This is a genomic window from Gordonia sp. PDNC005 (assembly GCF_016919385.1).
Taxonomy (GTDB): Bacteria; Actinomycetota; Actinomycetes; order Mycobacteriales; family Mycobacteriaceae; genus Gordonia.
In genome coordinates, this window is sequence record NZ_CP070351.1 from 838698 (window position 1) to 860959 (window position 22262).

The 22262-nt window shown below is 62.3% G+C and carries 8 protein-coding genes; 4 read left to right on the forward strand and 4 right to left on the reverse strand.

Features of this window, described 5'->3' with window-relative positions:
• Nucleotides 1–38: 38 nt before the first annotated feature.
• The 4 genes from JVX90_RS04070 to JVX90_RS04085 form a co-directional block, all read right to left on the reverse strand.
• Nucleotides 39–1334, reverse strand: a complete 1296-nt coding sequence (locus tag JVX90_RS04070) for an ATP-binding protein (protein ID WP_205331166.1) — start codon at nt 1332–1334, stop codon at nt 39–41.
• A 437-nt stretch (nt 1335–1771) separates the two neighbouring features.
• Nucleotides 1772–2974 (reverse strand): SIR2 family protein, encoded by a 1203-nt coding sequence (locus tag JVX90_RS04075; RefSeq protein WP_205331167.1) that lies wholly within the window; start codon nt 2972–2974, stop codon nt 1772–1774.
• A 69-nt stretch (nt 2975–3043) separates the two neighbouring features.
• Nucleotides 3044–7660, reverse strand: coding sequence for a DNA methyltransferase (locus tag JVX90_RS04080; protein ID WP_205331168.1), 4617 nt, complete (start codon nt 7658–7660; stop codon nt 3044–3046).
• 3 nt (nt 7661–7663) lie between these two features.
• Nucleotides 7664–10546, reverse strand: coding sequence for a helicase-related protein (locus tag JVX90_RS04085; protein WP_205331169.1), 2883 nt, complete (start codon nt 10544–10546; stop codon nt 7664–7666).
• Between the two features lie 153 nt (nt 10547–10699).
• Here JVX90_RS04085 and JVX90_RS04090 point away from each other — a divergent pair, with 153 nt between their 5' ends.
• From JVX90_RS04090 to JVX90_RS04105, 4 genes are all read left to right on the forward strand, one after another.
• Entirely contained in the window at nt 10700–14107 is a 3408-nt protein-coding gene (locus tag JVX90_RS04090; RefSeq protein ID WP_240194051.1) for a hypothetical protein, read from the forward strand.
• A complete protein-coding gene (locus tag JVX90_RS04095) occupies nt 14104–19035 on the forward strand; it encodes a DEAD/DEAH box helicase (protein ID WP_205331170.1) in 4932 nt (1643 codons plus the stop codon). Before JVX90_RS04090 ends, JVX90_RS04095 begins: the two co-directional genes overlap by 4 nt.
• A gap of 1086 nt (nt 19036–20121) precedes the next feature.
• The gene (gene guaA, locus JVX90_RS04100; RefSeq protein WP_205331171.1) at nt 20122–21705 is read left to right on the forward strand and encodes a glutamine-hydrolyzing GMP synthase; all 1584 of its coding nucleotides are present in this window, start codon (nt 20122–20124) and stop codon (nt 21703–21705) included.
• A gap of 116 nt (nt 21706–21821) precedes the next feature.
• Nucleotides 21822–22190, forward strand: a complete 369-nt coding sequence (locus tag JVX90_RS04105; RefSeq protein ID WP_240194052.1) for an elongation factor Tu — start codon at nt 21822–21824, stop codon at nt 22188–22190.
• Nucleotides 22191–22262: the final 72 nt, after the last annotated feature.

A 22262-nucleotide genomic window follows, 5' to 3' on the forward strand; every position in this document is an offset into this window, starting at 1 on the left:
CACAGCCAGAACAATCGCTCAGTGAATCGCGAATCTGACTAGGATTTGGTCGATACAAGATTACGGGTCCATCCAGTCCTAAACCTGGGACCGTCGGACTCAGGAGGGTGGGCAGGGCGCTGCATGTGAACACTCATCGGAACAGGGAAGTCAACTCCCATGAATACGGCTTCACCTGGCACAAGACCGGGAAGCAGGCGCAACGCGGATGCGTCGAGCTCCGCAGCAGCTTGCTCAACTCGTTGGCGATCACGTCCGTCCGCCAGACGGTGGACTATGAGCATTCCGACCTGGCTTAGTACGCCCGGGGGTAGGTCGCCCGGTCGCTGCGTTGCAAGGCAGATAATGAGGCCGTACTTCCTCCCTTCCTTGGCGATAAGATCGAAAGCATCCAGGTATGCGGTTACTTCGTCTCCCACGGTGACATTGAAAAACTGATGAGCTTCGTCAAGAACCACAACCAACGGGTTCTGTAAGAATTTTCCTTGTCTGGCCAATGACATCAATTTATGGCCGAAGACATTGACAACTATTTCGCGCAGGCTGTGGCTGAACGTAAGATTCCGCAACGATACGCGCAGGATCCCCGACTTTCCCGTAGCGATCCAGTTTTCAGTTTCAGTGAGCAGGCTTTCGCTTGTTTTCTCGCCTCCGACCACCGACATTACTTCTGGTGTCTGAACGAGATCCTCAATTCTATTGACCATGCTCGCCACGTATCCCTGGGAATTTTGGTCCGCTCGTCCGAAGGAGGTGCTTCCATTGCCGCCTGTTGGGAAAATGCACTCATTCAGAACTTGATTCGCCAAGCATCGAATATCGAAGGGAGCGTTCGCATCCTCGATCTTATTCGCGTAGATGCGGGCCGCGTCGTCAAAAGCTTTGCGTGCCTTGCTGGCTTTCTCGAGTGTTCCGTCTGGAAGCATGTACTCGAAGAAAGGCTTGGAATTGTCGACCCCAGCGTCTTCAGCCACTCTACGCAAGCGTAGGGAACGAATTGCTGAGCGCAGTTTGGGAAGCTGAGATCCGCTTGAAGGTGAAATGAATGCGTTCCGATCGGACTCTCGCATATGCCAGTGTGGCACTCCAACGAGCTTTGCATCGGGTTCTTGGTCGGTGGAGCCGAGTGCCAGATGGTCGGCAGACGTTCCTAGCGTGTGATACTCGCCCGTGGCATCAATGACGACAACGCGCCCTCCTTGGGAGGCGATACTTGATGTGAGGTGAGCCAGTGTCCAGCTCTTTCCAGAGCCGGTCGCCCCGACTACCGCAGTGTGACGCCCAAACAGTCGCTGAACATCAAGTTTGATTTCGATATCAGTTCCGATGCTCATGGATCCCATCGAAATTTCTTGCGCTGACGTGCCTGTTGACCCAATCGAAATCGCGGCACTAATGGACTCGATGCTCGCTGCGTAGACCCTTTCGCCAATTCTTGGGTAACGCTTGATGCCGCGTTGCGACGACCCGGATGGTTCTATAGTGCATAGAAGATGCACCAATCCCTCTCCGGGGCGGCGATCGCGTTCAGGTTTGCCGGGGTCTCGGGTGGCCTTCGTTGCTGTCCCTATCTCTACTAGGCGACCGAAGATGCCAATGTGGCCCACGTCAGCGATGAGAAACTCGCCGACCATACCGCGCTCGACCTGTTGACCGAAGTAACTTTCGGCTAGTCCGGCGGCGTACGGGAATTGAACCGAAATATATGAGCCAGTTACTTGGGACACCGTGCCGACCAGTCGTTCAGGCGAAAATAGATGAAGTATCGGCACTAGCTACCTCCCTGCTCAGTTCGCTGGATGCGATCGGCATGCGCCTGTCGTTCGTCGTATTCGGCTGAGTCGGGAAGGAGTCGAACCAGATCGCTGAAGGTGCCTTCAACTAGGGTTATGCGGTGGTCCCCCGCCAGAGCTAGGCGCTCGAGCCATGTCAAGAACTCGCTGCGCTTCTGCTCATTTCTGATATTTGGATCTACGACCACAAGTCGAAGCCCAACATTACCCCGGACTGCGGACTCGATCGGCGCAACGATATGTTCGTCGTTGAACCCAAATCCGGATACAATTAGTGCTGAATTAGGCTGCCGGAGTGCGATCTGAAATCGGGACATCATTTCAAGGTAAGGCTGCCTGAAGCTCATCTGGTACTTGTTAGCGGAAGGATATATGAGAACAGGCGTGGCAGGGCTGGTTGAAGTTCGTCGTGTTTCGGAGGCGTGACCGTCCCAATTAACAGATCCGTGCAACTTTAGTAGGTGCAGCACGTTTCCCTCAAGGGAAATGTTTCCGTTGCTTCCTCGGCGAACGAAATCAAGGTCAAATAGACTGGCGTCAAACTCGTTGATTGTGGAATTTGCAAACCCGTCGATAAAATGGAACCGGGAACGGGCTGCAGCCACTTCGAATGCTAGGTCGTAGTTGGTTGTAAACAATTTCGTGCGCTCGTGGCGAGGTGATCGCCGCCCCACCTTTCGTAGGAACAACTCATGAACATCTAGTTCGGAGTCCGAGTCGATAAAGCTGCAGGATGCCAGTATTATGGCCTGGGCATTTTGAAGAAATCTAGCGAGGGTTGCGTCAATGGGGTGGACGTTGATTCTAGCTTGCACATGGGACAGAAGGTGTTCAATGTTTTGGCTATTTAGAATATCTTGGGGTGTCTGCGGCTCTATCGAACTGAACTCGGGTAACGCCGCTACCGAGTTCCAGAGGTCCCACATTGTGGGGGCTTTGGCGCCGCTATTCGGCGGGATGCCCAGCGAGGTTCCGAGTCCCGTGAGGATCGAGAGGCTTTCTGAATTGAGGCACCGGAGAAGTTCCTCCTGAACCTGCTTTTGCTCGTACCCGGCAAGCGGATCAGCTGGCCCATCGGTTCGTGATGGCTCAAGCTCGGACCATCTCGCGTTTCGCCCGCGGAGAGCATAGTTTCCGGCCGCCTGAGCTAACGCAGCATCCTCGGCTGCGTCAACTGTCACGACGACCTCCCCCGTTTCACTCATTGTGATCGAATCCTGTTCTGGCTGAGTCGTTTGCTGATGCGCGAACTAGTGTGTGGCGTCGCTGCCGGCGGCAATCTGGATGAAGTGTTTGTGTGCAAGCTCCATGTCCCGTTCGCGGTCGACACCAGTGAAGGGTTCCTGATACGCGATGCCGTCTACTGTGAGGTCGACTGGCTTGAGGGAGCCCTTCTTGCGGAACTCGGACGCGAGCTTTGTTGGGAGCTGGCGGCCGGTTGCGTCGTACAGGGCCTCGCGCTCGTACTTCTGCAACACCGGGAACTGGGTGCGGTAGATCGTCAACAGTTCCTCGGCGGTAATGCCGAGCATGATCGCGACGATCGCGTCTATCTCTACGAGCGCCTGGCGGCGATCGGCGGCGCGGCGGAGGGGAGTGGCCCATTCCCATTCTGGTGCGACTTCGCCGAGCGGCGTGCGGTCGGCGTAGTCGACGCCGACTTGCGGAACCCATGAATCCTGCTGCCAGGCATCGTTGTACAGCTCCTCCCAGAGATCGGCGTACGGGCGAGCAACGCAGTTCAGGCGGAGGGTTCGGAGTATTAGCTCGCGTTCGAGTGAATGATCTCGGACGAAGGGGATCTTCTCCAACGTGGATGTCTTGATGTGGCCGACGCCCATGACTTTGATAAGAAAATCCGCAGTTAGTGAACCGGTGAAAGCTCCCAACACGACAAGATTATTGGGGTCGGCGACTCGCAGCGATAGAATTCCACCTACATGTGTTGGGCCAGGCGGAAAAATCGCCGAATGAAGTGTACGTACGGTGGCGGAGTCGCACATTTCGCGCCATGCGAGCCGAAAGAAAGATGAACTCGGTTCGTCTTGCCACTCCGGGTACCCTGCTATGTACTCGTCGTACGGCTTTGCTACCTGATAATTCGTGCGAGGTATGAAGTCTTCATCGATCGCTTCAATTTCTATCGGGGCGTAGTCTTTAAATGTCTTGTAGTCGTGATCTGGCTGTTGATAGAGTGGCGTGGCAACCGTAATGTGCGGTCCCTGGAATATGATGTCTTCCCATCGATCAGCGGCGATCGTGCTGGCGCTAAAGAATCCCGATTTTCGATCGCGGTCTTCTTCCCATCCGCGAGTCCACTCATAATTGATCGACTCAATGCGTGGTGCTGCAGCTATTTTGTCTAGCACTTTTGCGCTGGCGCGATTGACCGGGTATATTAGTCGCGCTTCGAGAGGGCGTGTGCTGATGCCGTCTGCAAGATTTGCCCAGGTGGACAATTGGCTTTCGGTTACTTCGATTACCCGCTCGGAATGCGGGCGTTCACTCCACCTTCCGTCGGCATCCTTGATTCCCGGCGCAGAGCCGGTGCCATCGTGGGTTAGTGATCGTTCAGCGGTCTCCGGGTGAAAGAGCGTTGATCCCTGGATGAATCGGGGTTTCTGAGCGCTCCCATAGATGTGGACGCCGTATTCTCGGGTGTTGCCAATTTCGAAGAGCTTGCGTTCGTTTCTGAATTGCCAATGCCGTCGAAGTCGAATGTATGTTGCAGCCCGCAAGTTTCGTGCTCGGAGTTCGGTAAAGTGGCTTTCTGGATGGATGAGGGCAACGATCCCGAATTTATTCATTGATTGCCACGTGCGTTCAATGAAACAGCGATAGAGGTCGGGATGTAGCCCTGTGAGGACGGGTCTATTGACGCCGGACCCGAGGTTCTCTTTTGTGCCTGCTTGTTCTGCCCGCTCATCAAGAACGGCGTCGAGTACGTGGGGGTGGGCGAGGACCTCTTCGTGCTTGCGGCGTCTAATCGGCTCCGCAGGTTTGTCTGTCAGCTGCCACCACGGATCAAACTCGGCGAGTACGCCGGCCTCGTCCCAGTCCGGCCGCACCCACGGCGGGTTACCGACCTGCAGGTCGAAGCCACCGCGCGCGAACACCGGCGCGAAGTCGAGCTCCCAATGGAAGAATCCCTGACGCTCAGCGATCTCTTGAGCAACGTCGAGCCACGGGAACTGGTGGTACGCATGCCCGACCGCCATCGCCCGAGACAGCAGCAGGTCGTTCTCTTCAGCGAAGCCGAGCTCTTGCCAGCTCGTGTCGCGGCCGATGCTCATCTGGCCGCGACGTTCGGCCGCGGTCTCCTTCACGGGCACGCCCAACACAGCTTCGAGGCCGCCGACCCACTGATCCCAATCCGGCGGCTCGGTACCCGTCGTCAGCGGCCAGGACCAGATCGCGCACCATGCGTCCATCACCCGACGCAGGCGCTGATACGCACCATTTGGGTTGCTCAGGACGTTCTCGATCTCCTCACGCGTCACCGCAGGGGTTTGCTCGACCGGCTCCGAACTCCACAGGTGAATGTCACGTTGAACTTCCGACTCCGCGATCGTCAACCGACGAAGCGTGAACTCCCACAACGTCTCCACCCGCTGCGCCAACGCCTGCAAACGCTTCACGATGGCCTTGCTCGGCGACTTGCGGATCTCGTTACGCCACAGACGCAACTCCTCACGCTTCTCCGGCGCATACGTCTTCGCTTCGGCGGTGTCGATCACCGCACCCCAGCCCTCCGACGGCAGCAGGAAGTGGTGGATGCCGGCGGCGGTCTGATTTCGACCAGGCTCACCCAACGAGGAGAGAGGCACGTCCTTCGCAGGTTCCTTAAGCCACTGCTTCTTGGTCAATAGACTCGGCGCGTACACCGACCGGCGCGCGCCGATCAGCGAGTTGCCGCGGCGCAGGTGCAGGCCGAACCATGGGGCGTGCAGGCCTGCGACCATCGTGTCCAGCCAAAGCGAGATCTCCGCCAGCTCGACTGCGGTGGCGTTGAGGTCCACCCCGTACACCTGGTGCAAGGCGATGTGCGCCTTCACCTTCTGCAGCTCCACTGGGTACTGATCGGCGTCGATCAGCTCACCCAGATCCTCCTGCTTCCGCTTGAGGTACTCCGCGGCGAGTTGGCGGACCGCCTCGATCGCGAACGCGCCCGACCCGAGGGCGGGCTCGCAGATCGTCAACTCCAGGATCTGTTCGGGCGTTGTCCGCTCGTCGTTCTGGTCCAGCAGTTCTTCGAGGGCCTGCGAGACCACGAACTTCGTCAACACCTCGGGCGTGTAGTACGAGGCTGACTGCTGGCGCTCGCGGCCGGCGAGCCGGAACACGAAGGTGCCCTTCTCGTGCAGTACTGGTTTCTCCTCGCCGGTGGCCTCGTCGACCTTGCGGACGAAGTCCTTCGGATCCAGGTGATCGGAGCGGTTCGTCGGGACCACCCACGAACCTTTCTCCGGGTCACCGTTCTTCGCGACTTCGTACAGGTCTTCCTCGGCGAAGAACCCGGTGTAGCTCATCAGGCCCTCGTACACCGCGCCCAGCTGGTTGATGCCCAGCTCCGCGTACGAGATGAAGCCGCGGTCGGCGCCGCGGCGGCCCTTCGATTCCTTCGACAGCAGCAGGTACTCGAGCACCCGCTGCGTGGCCTCGTTGCCCAGGCCCACCTCGTCGATCAGGGCGGTGGACTCCGGCTTGAACAGGTCGGCGCGCAGCGGTTCGAACTCCAGTCCCGGCGCCGGATCGTCCGCGACATTCTCCCGGACGGCGGGGGAGTGGCCGAGGTCCACGAGACGGAACAGCGTTGCGAGGGACTCGTACAGGTGCGTGCCGGTGCGGGACTGTTCCGACACCAGCTCGGTGAGCGTCAGTTCCCGCAACCGATCCAGGCCGTAGCCTTCCTCGTACTCGGCGGCACCGGTCGGCAGTACCTGCATCTCCGGGGATGCCTCCGCGTACAGCAGGAACAGGATCCGGTAAAGAAACCGCAGAGAATGCTTCGCGAGATCCTGCCCGTCGATCCCGTCCAGCGTCAGATCCTGAGCGGCTCGGCGCTTCACTACCTCGTTGGCGATGATCTCGATGGACAGCCGGATGCCCTCGCGCAGGTCCTTCGACACACCGACGGTGTGCTTGACCGAATCTTCCAGCACCCCAGTCCACCAGATGCTGCCGTCCGCGTCCGGTAGCAGCGCCTGCTTGCCGAACATGGCAGCGACGCGGTCGACCTCGCCGCCCTTCGCCTCGTGCCTGCGTTCGGCGACCACCAGCAGGTCGGCGGCCAGGTAGCGGCCCTCCGCCCACCGTTCCGCTTCGGCGAGCAGCAGCCACTGTCCGGCCTGTACCACCACGAACGCCGGCGGCGAGTCCGAGCGGAACGCTGCGGAGACGGCCTTGGACGCGGACTTGATCGGCTTGCCGTCCTCGACGGCAGGGGTGATCAGCAGCCCGGTATCGGGATCGAGAAGATCCTCGATCGATGCCACAGGAACTGCCTGCAGGAACAGCACACTTGAGTTGCCGTCGAGCTTCGCGTCAGGGATCTCCAGATCGGAGCCGGCCCGCTCGGCGGTGAACGTCGACAGTCCGGCAGCGTAACCGAACGTGGTCCGCGTCACGGCGTGCGCCTCGGGTGCGGCATCAGGGTTCTCCGCGAGTCCGGCCAACGCTGTCTGCAGCTCCGTGGTGGCCCCGAGCAGGTCGTCGCGGACCGTCGACCTTCCAGCCTTCTTCTCGGCATCCCACAGTTTGCGCTGCTCTAGCACCTTTCCGTGGAACGACTCCTTCGCCGAGTCGGTGGTGAAGTAGTGCTCGCTGATCCAGTCCTCGCCGATGACGATGGAATCGAAAGACGCCACGATCTACTGGTCCTCTCCGGGAACAATCAAGAGCAGTGGGCGCACCAACTGCTGGGTGGGAGCGAGGGATTCGGCGAGGCGCTGCTCCTCCGCGATGCGGCGAGACAGGGTGTCCATCTTCTTCTTCTGCCCGGTCGTCAAGTCGAGTTCGAGCTGTTCGGCACCCGAGTGCCAGCGATCGGCGCGACGCCGCCAGTTCGCGAGTCGCTCGGTGGCGGCGGTCTCCTGCGCGTCGAGCACCATCTGCATCGCTGTGGTCGCCTCATCCACCGCGATCGGGACCAACGCACGGTATCGTTCGGCGTCGGCGACCGCGCCGGGATTGGCCGACCCGGGTCGGAGTCCGGTGTCGGTGGTGAGGAAGTCGAGATCCGCCAGTGTTTCCACCATGCAGAACGAAGCGTTGTTCGGGTTGGGGAATTGGGCGGTGGAGAACACCCGCGAGATCAGCTGACCGCGCTGATTCATCAGCGTGCCCATCAGCAGCACCGTCGGCGCGTCCACGTCGCCGCGGATCACGAAGATCTGGTTGCGGCCCAACGCGCTCAACGCGCGGTCGCTCGCCCAGTCCAGCACCGGGTGCAGTGGGCCCAGGAAGTGGGCCTCCGGCCACGTCGTGCCCGCCACGCCCTTGCCCTCCTTGGCCGCGGCGAGCTGCGCGTTGCCGACCTCCGGCGAGGTGGCGAGGGTGAGGCGTTCGAGGACCCGTCCGTGCTGCAGGTAGTTCTGCGGCAGTTGTCCGAGCCGCTGGCGCAGGTCCCGCGGCGGCGTCAACTCGGCCACCGCATGATTGGCGTGGATGGTCCAGCCGACGCCGCCGGCCTCGATGCTCGCGTGCGGAACGTCGTGGAACGCGGCCTTGAGTGCCTCGTCGAGGAAAGTGAGGTCGTCGGCGTACAGACTCTGCCGTGGCGCCTGCGGTAATGCGGCTTCCGGGGCGTCGTCCGCGGTCTCCTCCAGGTCGAACTGTGCGAAGAACGCATCCAGGTCGTCGCCGGCGGCCACGTCGTCGATGTCGCGGATCTGCTCGTCGAGGGTGGACTTGCCGACCAGCACGTCGCGGATCGCGTTCTCCTCGTCAGTCACCGAGTGCCTACCCATCAGTGAAGCGACGTCGCCGAGGGTGCCGTGCGCCTGATTCTCCCGCTCCAACAGCCGCGAGAGCACTCGCAGGTCGCCGGAGAAGTCTGGATCCGACGGTTCCAGAATCAGCGACGAGATCACCGGCGGATGCTTCTGCCCATATCGGTCGACGCGGCCGTTTCGCTGCTCGATCCGGATCAGCGACCACGGGATGTCGAAGTGGATCAGGTGATGGCACTGCGCGTGCAGGTTCACACCCTCCGACGCGACGTCGCCGGTCACCAGCACCCGGATCGGGGAAGTCTCCAGCTTGAAGCCGTCAACGATCTCCTGCTGCTCCACGTCCGAGAGGCCGCCGTGCAGCATCGCCACGTTCTCGGCCTTAAGGCCCAACTCCTTCGGCAGGTGCTCGGTGAGCCAGCGCAGCGTCGCGACCCGCTCGGCGAACACCACCGCCCGGGTGCTGGACTTTGCGCCGACGCCGATCTCCTTCAGTCGCTGCACGAGCGCGGCCTGCTTGCCAGCTGAGTCGTTAAGGGCCTGCACGTTCAGTTCGTTGAGTGTCGTGAGCGCAGCGACTTCGGCGGCCTGCTCGGGCACGGATACATCCAGCTTGCCGCGGCGCTGCTTGATCGACTCGGCGAGCGCGGCGGGGGAGGAGAGGAACGCCTTCGCCAGCGTCCACGGGAACAGCGCCTTCGTCTGCCCTGAGTATGGGGAGCGCCCCGCCGCCGGGTGCAGCCAGGTCTGCGAGAGTTCCTGTGCGACGGCGTCTTCCGCGGGCGACGGCGTGACGAGCATGTGAACCGGGTCGGCGCGTTCGGCCCAGTCGCTGCCCACCTCCGCGGCCACCTCCGGGTGGTGCCGGTGCCGGCGAATCAGCAGCGAAGCGACGTCGTCCTTGGTGAACGAGCCGTCCGCCGCGACGGCCGTCGGATCCAGCAGCCGCAGCAGCTCCGCGAACGACTCTTCTTTACCGTTGTGCGGCGTCGCCGACGCCAGGATCAGGGCCTCCGTGTTCGGGGCGAGAACGCGGGCCAGCTCGTTGTTCTGAGTGCCGACGTTGGTCAGGTTGTGCGACTCGTCGATCACCACCGCGTCCCAATGCTGACGCTGCAGGTGTGCCTTGTAGCGGGGGCTCTTGAGAGTGTCGACTGAGATGATGGCCCGCTTGAAGTAGGTGAACGGGTTGCGGGTGGCCGGGAGCTTCTGCCGCACCTTCTGGATGCCCGCCGAATCGAGCCGGACGAACGGCAACGCGAACCGGCACCACAGCTCGTGCTGCATCTGTTCGAGCACGTGCTTCGGCGTGACGATCAGGATCCGCTCGCCGCGCCCGCGTCGCACCAGCTCCGAGAGGATCATGCCGATCTCGAGCGTCTTGCCCAGGCCCACCGCGTCGGCGATCAGAATGCGTGGGCGGATGTGCTGCGGGTCGAGGGCCTTCGCCACGGCTGCGCGCTGGTAGCCGAGCGAATCGGCAAGCATCTGAGTCGACACCGTCAGCGTCTGATCGCCGTAGGGGAACGGGGTCTTGCGCAGCAGCGCTTCCAACCACAGTCGGGAATCGCGATAACCCGACGAGCCGTCAGCCACCACACGCGCATCACGCGGGTCGAGGACGTCGATGGTGTCCAGGCTCGAATAGAAGGTCGCAGTGGTGTCCGCGACGAGCTCTGATAGCCCGCGACCTCGGACAAGCCAACCGTCGGAACCACGCTCAGCCGACGTGACGAGCCATTCTTCGTCTCGCACAACGACGATGGAGCCGGGTGCGACGTTGAGGTCGGCTCGTGTGGCCATGAGGTGCGCCCTTCTCGGAACTGCTTGGGCCATCAACGTAGCTGATGCGGCGGCGGGTGTTGGATCTGGGTGATCTTGGCGTGTTGACCTTTCTGTCGGTGGCGTGTGACACAGTCTGAATCGTTGTCAACGAGACAGAGGAGGGCAGGTTCCGTGTCGACATTTGTGACCGGCCAGGCCGAGGACGAGAACTATCGGCTGGCGCGTGAGTTGGAGAAGGCCGACCTGTTCTTCGAGCTGAACTTCGATGAAGATGCGATCCTGCGTGCGCAAGACCTCTTTGGGCGGGTGGCTCGGCAGGAACTACGGCTGTCCGGCTACGAAGGAGTCGTCAAGAAGTACCCCGCCCTCACACTGGTGTCACTGATCGGCCATGCCGGTGTCGCGTACGACCAGGGCACCTACTGGGAAACGTACTGGGAAGCTGTCGGTCTTGAGCCAGATCTCGACTTCGCAGCGTTCCTGCGGCATCGCCTCAACCGCCTGCTCTACAAATTCCGGATGCAGCCGTTCGCCGACCTTCTGTCGGACAGCAAGTACGTCATGGTCATGGCCCTGCACGCCGGTATACCGGTAAATTGCCTTGGCGACCTGGTCGACGTCATCGAAGAACATGTTCGGCACGGGCGAGACGCCAGTGGTGTTGCCGTACTCGAATGGCTCCTCGAGCCAGGAATGGAGTACCGGCTGAACAGATTGGACGTACCGGTTCGGAACTTCCTCCAGCTCGGCGGTGGCGTCGCCGTCGACATCCTCGACCGGATCGTGGAGTTCCTGATCTTCACCATGGACCACGCTGATCCGTGGAACGACCTGACCCTGGAAACCTCGACTACCGGCCTGCCGACGTTGGTCCTCGACGGACTCATCAACCGGCTCAAAGACCAGCCATTCGGCGGGGACGCCTCGCGTGGAGACCGAGGGGTGCCACGACGGCACGGCCCCACGATTTCCTACGCCGCGGAGACCGACCAAGTCGTCGTCGGCGTTCCGTACCCCGAAAACAACAGCCAGGTGCCGTGGCGGGTGACGATCGCCGGGGCCACCCGCGAGGTCTATGCCGAACTGCCGTGGGGCTGGGTCGAAGGTGAACAGGCCCCGCCTACACCCGTCGCAGTGAACGCGCCCGCCCGCGACGTTGTGATGCGGCACGAGGCTTCCGGCGCCTACCACCGTGTGGCCGTCGTCGACTCCGCAGGCCCGATGCTCCTCTTCACCCTCGCCGGGCGACTAGTCAAGACTCGGGCTGCGCTGCCCCGAGGCGAAGTATTGGCCCTTGTGCCAGACGACGCCTCCGTCGTCGATGCGGCATCCGGCGAAGAGTTGGTAGGTGTCGGTGACGACCGCACACCGTCGGGATGGCAGGGTTGGCGAGCTCGAATCCTGGATCTGACATCGCACGACGCGATCCAACTACGGCGTGGTGGTCAAAATCGCGGGTCGATTCGCGGGGTGCGCTCCGTCGGTTCCCCACGAATCGACCTCGGAGACCCGGTTGTCGGATTGCGCAGTGCCGACGGTCTGCGCGTGTACGCGCAACGGCCCGAGGTGACGTTGCCTCCGCATCTCGGTGTTGAGCCCGTGACCTGGCGGGTCAAGGCTCGGCAGCACGGACAGTCGTACTGGCTGGCCGACAACGACTGGGACTCAGAGACGGTCGACGCGAGCTTGGACCCATTCGACGGTGTCGGCCCCGGACTGCTGGGCTTGTACGAGATCTGGATCAGCGGCCCCATCGGTTCGGACTTGCGATACACGGCGTTCATTGCGGAAGGCGTCGAACTCGACCACGGCGTCTCGTTTCGCGAGCCCGTAGCTGGTGGTCTCAGCGAGTCGGTCACTACTTTGACCACCGTCGATTCGCTGACGGCGGAGCGCAACCGCATCGAGTTCGGCATCGACGAACGAGACAGCGCGATCAGGATCACGGCGGGCGGTCATGGCTACCGGCTTATCGTGACGCCGCCACACTTCGAGGCTCGGGTGGACGTACTGGGTGCTCCCGCTCAGTGGCGCACGTCCGCGCAGGTCCTGACCCCGGCTGACTTGGAGGCCCATGCGGTGGTCGCCGCCCGTATTCCGGCTGACGTCTCGGCCAGCATCGCTCTTATTGATGCCGCCGGAGCCGTAGTGCAGGAGGAGTACCCGGAGACTCCCGCGGACGGCGTGTTTCAGGTCCCCACTCGTACCTTCGTCGACACGGCCCGTCGAGTGGGGGCGTGCCGGCTGGTTGCGCTCGTCGACGAGTTGGAGGAGACGCACGAACTCACTATCGCGCACGTCCGCCCAGCTCGGCTGTGCGAGTCGGTGGAGTTGTACGGCAACTACCTCACCTTCTCTGGCCTTGCTGACGAGGAAGAACTAGCGGCGTGGGTGTGGTCTGTGACGGCACCCTGGCGACCGGTCGAGCGTCTACCTATCTCGAACGGGCGCGCGGACCTGCCGGTGGAATTGCGCGACGCAGGCGCACTGCTAGTCCAGGTGTTCGTCGATGATCCGTGGGTGACGATCGCTCGGCCAGGAAAACCGGATGGCACAGCCGCTATGCGCGTGGCGCAGGAAGGTTGGGCCACCGGCGCGAGCCCCGCTGCCGACGAACTCGCGCAGTTCCTTGCAGGTCAGGGCAGCCCGCCGCTGGCCCCGGAAGCGGTTCCTGGAGCCTGGGCGGCGTTAGCGATGCATGACTTCACCCGGACCGACACGGAGAGCCGACGAGTTCGCGACGGACTCCTGCGGATTCTCGGGCGGCACCCTCGTGTTGCGCTCGAAGCTCTCGGCAGCAGCACGATTCCGCCTGAACAGAAGATGATGCTGCTCATTCGAACGAACCTCGTCGACAAGCCCTTCTCGGCACTCACCACCTGTGACGACATTCTCCCCGATGCCTGGGTGGGCTGCATGGTCTCGATCTCGGATCTGCCATCGCTGTATTCGCGCCGGGGCAACGTTGTCACCGAGCGCGCGGAGACACTCGGGTATCTCGAAGCTACTGGAGGTGTCGCGCTGGTCACGCTGCTACGCGAAGGGCGACTTCAAGATCCGCTTGCGGGAACGTTCGATGCCATCACGATCTCCTTGGATGCTAAGAGCGACGAAGAGATCGACAACGTGTTTCGGGCTTGTGAGCTCGTCCCTGGTGCGCTGCTGGACCGCGATACGCGAGTAAGTGCCGTTGCGAACGCATTTCGTCGGCGGTCCATGTGGAGCCGCGAACCCGTTTGCAGGGAACTGTCTCAGCATGTCAATAGTGTGCTCAAAGACGTGAAACGAGTGGCGCCAGCGCTCTACAGCATGATTGCCGAGCGAGACGAGAGGCTGAGGGGGATCGATGTCGTCGAGTACCCCTGGACGCTCCTCTCTGTTCAGTCGCTGACCCTTGCAGTCGTCGCACGACTCGAGTCGCGTGGCGAGTTCGACTACTCACCGATGACCGCGGACATGTACGAGGCGTGGGTGACCTTTGCCGAGTACTTCCCGGACTTGGTTGCCACTGACCTGCTGATCGCAGAGGCAGCCGTTACCTACTTGGTCCACGATGACCTGATCGGAGTTACAGCATGAGCGACCGACTCGATCCGCTCGCAGCGGGAATCGGTATCGAGACCAGCTACAAGCGGTACTTGAAGACACTTCTCGCGCCACGCGATCCCCAGCTGGCAGTCGCATTCGACGACGCAGTAGACCAGTCGCGGCTCCTGACGAAAGGTCCGCTCCTGGAGCTGACTCCGCCCTACGCGCCGGGTGCGTCGCTCAACGACCTCGTGGATGCCAACGTGCTGCACCGCGACTTTCGGCTGCTCCACAGCGACGCCCTGCCGATGGATCGGCCCCTCTACCAGCATCAAGAACGCGCGATTCGCAAGGTTGTGGCAGGCCGCAACCTCGTCGTCAGTACCGGCACCGGCTCGGGTAAGACGGAGAGCTTCCTGCTCCCGATATTCAACGCCCTCATCGAAGAGCGAGCTGCTGGGACGCTCGGCCCTGGAGTGCGGGCGCTGCTGCTGTACCCGATGAATGCCCTGGCCAACGATCAGCTCAAGCGCCTTCGCACACTGCTGGCCGACATGCCCGACATCACGTTCGGCAGATACACCGGTGAGACGAAAGAAGACGCGGACGAAGCCGAGGCGGTCTTCAAGGCCATGCACTCCGGACAGAAGCGGCTGCCGAACGAACTGCTCAGCAGGCAGGAGATGCGTGCCGAGCCGCCGCACATCTTGCTGACCAACTACGCGATGCTCGAATACCTCTTGCTACGACCGGCCGACCTTGATCTGTTCGACGGAGGGGACCGCGACACGTGGAGGTTCATCGCCCTCGATGAAGCGCACGTCTACGACGGGGCGCAGGGTTCCGAGGTGGCGCTCCTGCTTCGACGCCTCCGAGAGCGGGTTGCGTGTGGACGGCAGTTGCAATGCATCGCGACATCGGCGTCGTTGACCGGCACGACACCTCAGACGCAGGGACTCGAAGCTGTGGCGTTCGCCCATCGTCTGTTCGACGCGCCGTTCGAGTACGTTGAGGACGACGGCGCGCGTCAGGATTTGGTCATCGCGACGAGACAGGAATGGCGCGAACCACCCACGTGGACGCTGTCGGCCGACGAACTGATGTCGCTGTCCGCAGATGACGCGGACATGAGCTCCCTCGGAATACACGGAACCGGAGACCCCGCTCAGGCACTACGCGCGGAGTCCACGATCGCCGAGCTCACGTCGATCCTGTCGCGAGGCCCAGTAGCGGTCGATGACTTGCAAGCGAGGCTGTGGCCACACGACCCAGCCGCAGGTGCGAAGCTCGAGGCCATCGTTGCACTTGGGTCGAAAGTGCTTGATGTGAGCGGCAATCCGGTGTTGTCGGCTCGCTACCACATGTTTGTGCGGGCCACCGAAGGCTCGTACGTCTCGTTCGCCGATGCCGGCCCCACTGTTTTGCTTGGGCGCCACTTGCACGATCCAGATACCGGACGAGCCGTCTTCGAATTCGGCACCTGCACGCGGTGCGGAGCCGTCCACCTCGCTGGGGAAGTGGAGTCGGAGAAGGGGCTCCGCTACTTCCGCCCCGTTGCCACGGACTCTCGGGTCAGATGGCTCGTCATCACCGACGCGGATCAGGTGGGCCTGTTGGACGAAGACGAGATCACCTTGTCCGGTGATGAGGAAACTGATGCGACCACTGGTGTCGCGCATTTATGCACCGGCTGCGGAGCGCTCGGCGGTGGTCTCTGCCAGTCGGACCATTGTCCGGGCGGTCCGGTGCTGCGCGTCCGGGAGCATCCGCAGACAACCCGAGTGATGAGCAAGTGCACCGAATGCGGAGCACGCGCTCGCCAGGTGATCCGCAGACTGCGCACAGACGTCAATGCGGCACCGGCCGTCATCACGACCGCGCTGTACCAGCATCTTCCCCCGGCCTCGGACGAGTCCGTGGAGGAAGTCGGCGAGGGCCGGAAGCTGCTCATGTTCTCCGACTCGCGGCAAGCAGCGGCGTTCGCGGCACCCTATCTGGATAAGACGTACGGTCGAATGCTGCAGCGGCGGTACCTGACACAGGTGATCACCGACCCGAAGTACGCAGACGAGGACCTGGCCGCCGACGACCTCGCCGCGCTGGCTGCAAAGAAGGCGAAGCAAGCCCAATACTTCCCTGAGACGGCGACTCGGTTGCAGATCGAGCGCGAGGCGAATCCTTGGGCGATGGCCGAACTGATGGCGATGGACCAGCGGCAATCCCTCGAAGGGCTCGGGCTGATGAGGGTGTCGATGCTGCGGAAGCGAGGCATCGAACTTCCGCGAGCGTGGTTCGCTCTCGGGCTCGATGAGGACGAGGCATGGGGATTGCTTGAAGAACTCCTCAAGACCGTTCGACTGCAGGGCGCCATCACGCTCCTTGACGAAGTCGATATCCAGCAGGAAATCTTCGAGCCGCGCAATATCACGGTGCGAATCCGGTCTATGGACTCCGATGTGAAGAAGCGCATCATCAGTTGGCTGCCAGGAGGTCGACCCGGCACGTCTAACAACCGGATTCTGCTGGTGCGAAAGGTGCTCGCAGATCTCGGGGCGGACGTAGACGCGGCGAAGGTACTCGACAGCTTCTGGAGGTTTCTGCTTGACAACGGGTACCTCGCGACAGCCGCGGACAAATTCGCCGGCGACGTCTACCAGGTCGATCACACTATGTTGCGTATCCGGTCGGGCGCAGACTGTCACTGGTTTATGTGCGGGTCGTGCCGTCGTCTCACCGCGAACAATGTACGAGGAGTCTGTCCGCACGGACCGTGCGATGGGGCGGTGTCGGAGTTCGAGATCCCCGATGTCGATGCTGACGCGAATCACTATCGGCACATGTACCGCACCATGAACCCCGTGCCGCTGTCTGCGCAGGAGCACACAGCGCAGTGGGCATCGAGGATCGCCGCGCAAGTGCAGAGAGACTTCATTGACGGCAAGGTCAACGTGCTGTCGTGCTCGACCACGTTCGAGCTCGGTGTCGACGTCGGCGACCTGCAGTCTGTGGTGCTTCGGAACATGCCGCCGAAAACCGCCAACTACGTGCAGCGTGCGGGCCGAGCCGGCCGACGGGCAGCGTCCGCCGCGCTGGTGCTGACCTACGCCAAGCGGAGTTCACACGACCTGTCCAAGTATCAGAGCCCCGAGTCGATGATCGCAGGGGAGATGCGGATTCCGTGGATCCCCATCGACAACGAACGGATCGGGCGCAGGCACGCTCATTCCGTCGCCTTGAGCGCGTATTTTCGACACCGGTTCGAGAACGAGGGGCTTACGTGGAAGCATGCCGCGGCGTTCTTCACTCCTGCTGTCGAGGGGCAGGATTCTCCCGCGGCCCAGGTGCGCAGTTTCCTGACGCCCGTGCCAGATCGTGTGCAGAGCGCGATCCTCGACGTCCTTCCCGCCTCTGTCGCATCTGAGATCGGTGCCCTTGACGGCACGTGGGTCGACCGGCTCTGTGAACTGCTCGCGATCGCGGAGCAGGACATCCGAAACGACCTGGATACGTTCCGGAAACTGATTGCAGAGGCGAAGGCGGACGACAAGCTGAGCTTGGGTGGGCGACTGCAGAAAACTCTGCAAACGATCGAACAGCGTCAACTGCTCGGCTATCTCGCCAACAAGAACATTCTCCCCAAGTATGGTTTCCCGGTCGACACGGTCGAATTGCGTACAGCGCACTGTGAGAGTGATGTCGGACCGCGGCTTGAGTTGTCGCGTGACCTCTCCCAAGCCATCTACGATTACGCGCCCGGCAATCAGGTGGTGGCGGGAGGCAAGTTGTGGACCTCGCGCGGCCTGCACAAGCTCCCCAAACGGGAGCTCGTTGAATACCAGTTCCGCGTATGCAGCACCTGCGAACAATTTCAATGCGGCACTGTTCTCGACGCGTCAGAACACTGTCAGAGCTGTGATGAGCCCTACGGTGCCATCCGGACTTTCGTTGTACCTGAGTTCGGGTTCGTCGCCGATCGGAAAGTGGAAGACGTGAAACCGGAGCCACCGTTGCGGAACTGGGGTGGTGCCACCTACGTCGAAGACATCGGCGACGTTCTCGACACGTTCACCTGGGAATCGACGGGAGTGCAAGCACGCGCCGGCACACGTGCCAAGATGGCGGTCATCTCGACAGGCGGTGGCCGGGGATTCGCGCTCTGCGGGTGGTGCGGCTGGGCCGAACCCGCGCCTAATGGACGTCCGTCACCCAAGCGGGCGCACAAGCGTCCGGCCACCGGACAAAGCTGCAGCGGATCTACCCGTACAGTCTCGTTGGCACACCGATACGAGACGGACGTCGCTGAGTTCACGTTCGAAGCGATTGCGTACGACAAGGATTCCGAATCGAGCTGGCTGTCGGTGCTGTACGCCCTCCTAGAGGGTGCGTCAGAGGCTCTCGAAATCAGTCGGGACGACATCGACGGAACCCTGTCGTGGAGCAAGGACGGGAAGCGCAGCATCGTACTGTTCGATACGGTGCCTGCGGGTGCAGGCGCATCGAAGAAGATTGCCGAGAACCTGCAGCGCGTCGTCCAGTTCGCGGTTGCACGGGTGAGCCGTTGCGACTGCGGTGAGGAAACGTCGTGTTACGGCTGCCTGCGGTCCTATCGAAACGATCGGCACCACGATCGCCTGTCGAGGGCTGGCGCACTCGCGATCTTCGCTGAGCTCAAGATCGATGGCGCCGTCGGTGCGGTTGACGGACCGTGGGGTCAGACCCTCACCCATACGTCGAGTTCGGTAGTCGAGTTGTTCGTTTCACTCGCGACTCGGGGCGTCCAGAAGCCAGAGATCGGTGTCGACTTCGGCGAATGCTACTGGCCTGTTGAGGCGTTGTGGCGCGACGCGGGCGTCGTCCTTGTGGAGGACGCAGATGTCGACCGCGACGCTGCGTTGGCGAGCGATGGGTTTACGGTGTTCACCGTCGACGGCTGTGACATCGATCAGCTTGCTGAGCTCTTGGATCCTGAGAGTGCGTAGGCGGTGATCGGTAGCGGCGTCGAGACCCTGCTCGCTATTCCCGTCGACGAGGATGGTCCGCGGGAAATTAACGATTCCCTCACGGGTGCGCGCGTGTTCGGCGAGCACGACCGCGTTCACGCTTGCTGGAGCAGAGGGGCTTCGTCCAGTTGATGTGACGCTGGGGTGATGCCGCCCGGTATACCGTTCACCCGTGACGAACTCTCGCGCGGACCTCCGCCGCCCAGTCTTGGTCGCTGTTCTTCGGTGCTCACCTACTTGAAGTCGACTGACGAGACCGGCTTCGCGTCGATGATCGCTGCAGGTGTGACCGGAATTGGGTGTTGACGTCAGCACGCGAACGGGCTCGCTTTCGCTGGGGCCGTCGAGGTATCGGTGTCCTGAGGGAGGGGAGGTCGCTCGGATCCACATGGACAAGCTAGTAGCGGGGATGGCCGGTGAGTATTTCGCGAATCCAAGGTTGCTTAACTGGTTCGCGGAGGGGCTTGCTCGCGTCCGTCCGCTTCTCTGCGGGCTTCTTCGAGGGCTGTGATTGCGATTCGCCAGCGCGGGCGGTTTGATTGGCGCCTTCCGGGGTTTGCGCGAGGATCGTGAACTTGCTGGAGTACCTTTGGCCGATTTTGACCTGCGCTGCGCTTTATCACATCGATTGCATGTTGTCTTTTGTAAATGGAGCGTCCAAAGTTCCTTCTTGCAGCCACTGCATGTGAAATATATCCTGGACTCTTCGGGCGCGACCTTGTAGTCGTTGCCGTCTCGCCTGGATTTCTTGCGCTTCTTATTCTTTGGTGTGCTGTTGCTCAATTGTAATTGGGCCTTGGGCTCGATGGGGTCGGGCAGTCGCCCAGCCATTAGGGTGCACGGTTGTCGCGGTTGGCAGCCTCGGGTGAATTGCCTGGCAGGTCCGGGTATTGCGGTATATTCGTTCGATCGTGCGAATGGGGACTGGCGAGCGGGGTCCTCGCGCGCACATATTTCACTCCGGTAGGCGCGAGCGGGTTCCAGCTGTGCCGGAGGAGACGGGGTCCGTCCGGCAGCAGGGCAAGGTGGAGGTACTGGCACTGTTACGATCTGTAGAATGCACCCGTGACGAACTCTCCCGCGGACCATCCCCGCCCAGTCCTGGTCGTCGACTTCGGTGCTCAGTACGCGCAGCTCATCGCTCGGCGCGTGCGCGAGGCCCGGATCTATTCGGAGGTCGTCGCCCACGATGCGACGCTCGAGGAGATCACCGCCAAGAACCCGGCGGCGCTGATCCTCTCCGGTGGCCCTGCATCGGTGTACGCAGACGGCGCCCCGACGATCGACGAGAAGCTGTTCGACCTGGGTATCCCTGTGTTCGGCATCTGCTACGGCTTCCAGAAGATGACGACGGCACTCGGCGGCGAGGTCGCGAACACGGGTGGACGCGAGTTCGGCCGCACCAACTTCACACCCAACAACGAGGGCACGCTCCACCGCGGTCTCCCGGAGACCCAGCCGGTGTGGATGAGCCACAACGACGCCGTACAGGTGGCGCCGGAGGGTTTCACCGTCACCGGCTCCACCCCGGGTGCACCGGTCGCCGCGTTCGAGTGCGTCGAGCGCAAGATGGCCGGCGTCCAGTACCACCCCGAGGTGCTGCACAGCCCGCACGGCCAGGAAGTCCTGACCCGTTTCCTGTACGAGATCGCAGGCCTCAAGCCCACGTGGACTGCTGCGAACATCGCCGAAGCGCTCATCGCCGACGTCAAGGCGCAGGTCGGCGACGAAGGCCTCGCGATCTGTGGTCTGTCCGGCGGCGTCGACTCCGCGGTTGCCGCAGCGCTGGTCCAGCGCGCGATCGGTGACCGTCTGACGTGCGTGTTCGTCGACCACGGTTTGCTGCGTGCGGGCGAGCGTGAGCAGGTGCAGAACGACTTCGTCGCCGCCACCGGCGCCCGCCTGGTGACCGTCGAAGCCGAGGAGACGTTCCTCGGCCACCTCGACGGAGTGTCCGATCCGGAGACCAAGCGCAAGATCATCGGCCGCGAGTTCATCCGCTCGTTCGAGGGCGCCGTCTCCGAGGTTCTCGGCGATCAGGCCGCGGCAGGCAAGAAGGTCGACTTCCTCGTCCAGGGAACCCTGTACCCGGATGTCGTCGAATCCGGCGGCGGCAGCGGAACCGCGAACATCAAGAGCCACCACAACGTCGGCGGCCTTCCCGAAGACCTCGAGTTCAAGCTCGTCGAACCGCTCCGACTCCTGTTCAAGGACGAGGTGCGCGCCGTCGGCCGCGAACTCGGACTGCCCGAAGAGATGGTCGCCCGCCAGCCGTTCCCCGGCCCCGGCCTCGCGATCCGCATCGTCGGCTCGGTCAACAAGGAACGCCTCGAACTGCTCCGCAAGGCCGACCTCATCGCGCGCGAAGAGCTCACCGCGGCGGGGCTCGACGGCACCATCTGGCAGTGCCCCGTGGTGCTCCTCGCCGACGTCCGCAGCGTCGGCGTCCAGGGCGACGGCCGGACCTACGGCCATCCGATCGTCCTGCGTCCGGTCTCCAGCGAAGACGCGATGACCGCCGACTGGACCCGCGTGCCCTACGAGACCCTCGAGATCATCTCCACCCGCATCACCAACGAGGTGGAAGACGTCAACCGCGTTGTGCTCGACGTGACCAGCAAGCCGCCGGGGACCATCGAATGGGAGTGACCTCCCGCTGACCACAGACGGCCTCTGCACTCTCATGGTGCGGAGGCCGTTTGTGTGAGTGGGTGCGTATCGCGGCGGCCTTCGTAGCCGTGGGTCGGTCCGTTAGAGTCCGAGAAATGGGATTCTTCCGCAAGAGCGAGGCGCGTGATGCTCCGGCGCCGAAGCCGGGGACGCCGTTCACGTTCCGGGTCGACGACATGTTCACCATCACCGCGCGGGGGCGGGTGTTCACGGGTGTGGTCGAGTCCGGTGAGGTAGTCGTCGGGACGTCGGCCGATCTTGTGCTCGACGATCGGGTGCTGCCGGGTCGCGTGGCGCGGATCGAAGCTCGTCGACGCAAGTCGCAGACTCTTCGTTCGGGCGAGACCGGAGGAGTGTTCCTCGACGGCATCACCACCGAGGACCTCCCGCTGCGGCACTCTGACGGTGACATGCGTGTTGATGTCGCGGCGCTCAAAGGTGCGTTGATTCGGTCGTCGGACTGACCTCGGTTCGACTCAGCTCGTGGGCCTGGGACGCTTCGACTCGCTTCGCTCGCTCAACGAGCAGTAAGGGCG

Excerpts from the sequence above, each read along its gene's own strand:
- JVX90_RS04070 (WP_205331166.1), bottom strand. The coding sequence starts at position 1,334 with ATGAGCATCGGAACTGATATCGAAATCAAACTTGATGTTCAGCGACTG.
- JVX90_RS04085 (WP_205331169.1), bottom strand. The coding sequence starts at position 10,546 with ATGGCCACACGAGCCGACCTCAACGTCGCACCCGGCTCCATCGTCGTT.
- JVX90_RS04095 (WP_205331170.1), top strand. The coding sequence starts at position 14,104 with ATGAGCGACCGACTCGATCCGCTCGCAGCGGGAATCGGTATCGAGACC.
- JVX90_RS04105 (WP_240194052.1), top strand. The coding sequence starts at position 21,822 with ATGGGATTCTTCCGCAAGAGCGAGGCGCGTGATGCTCCGGCGCCGAAG.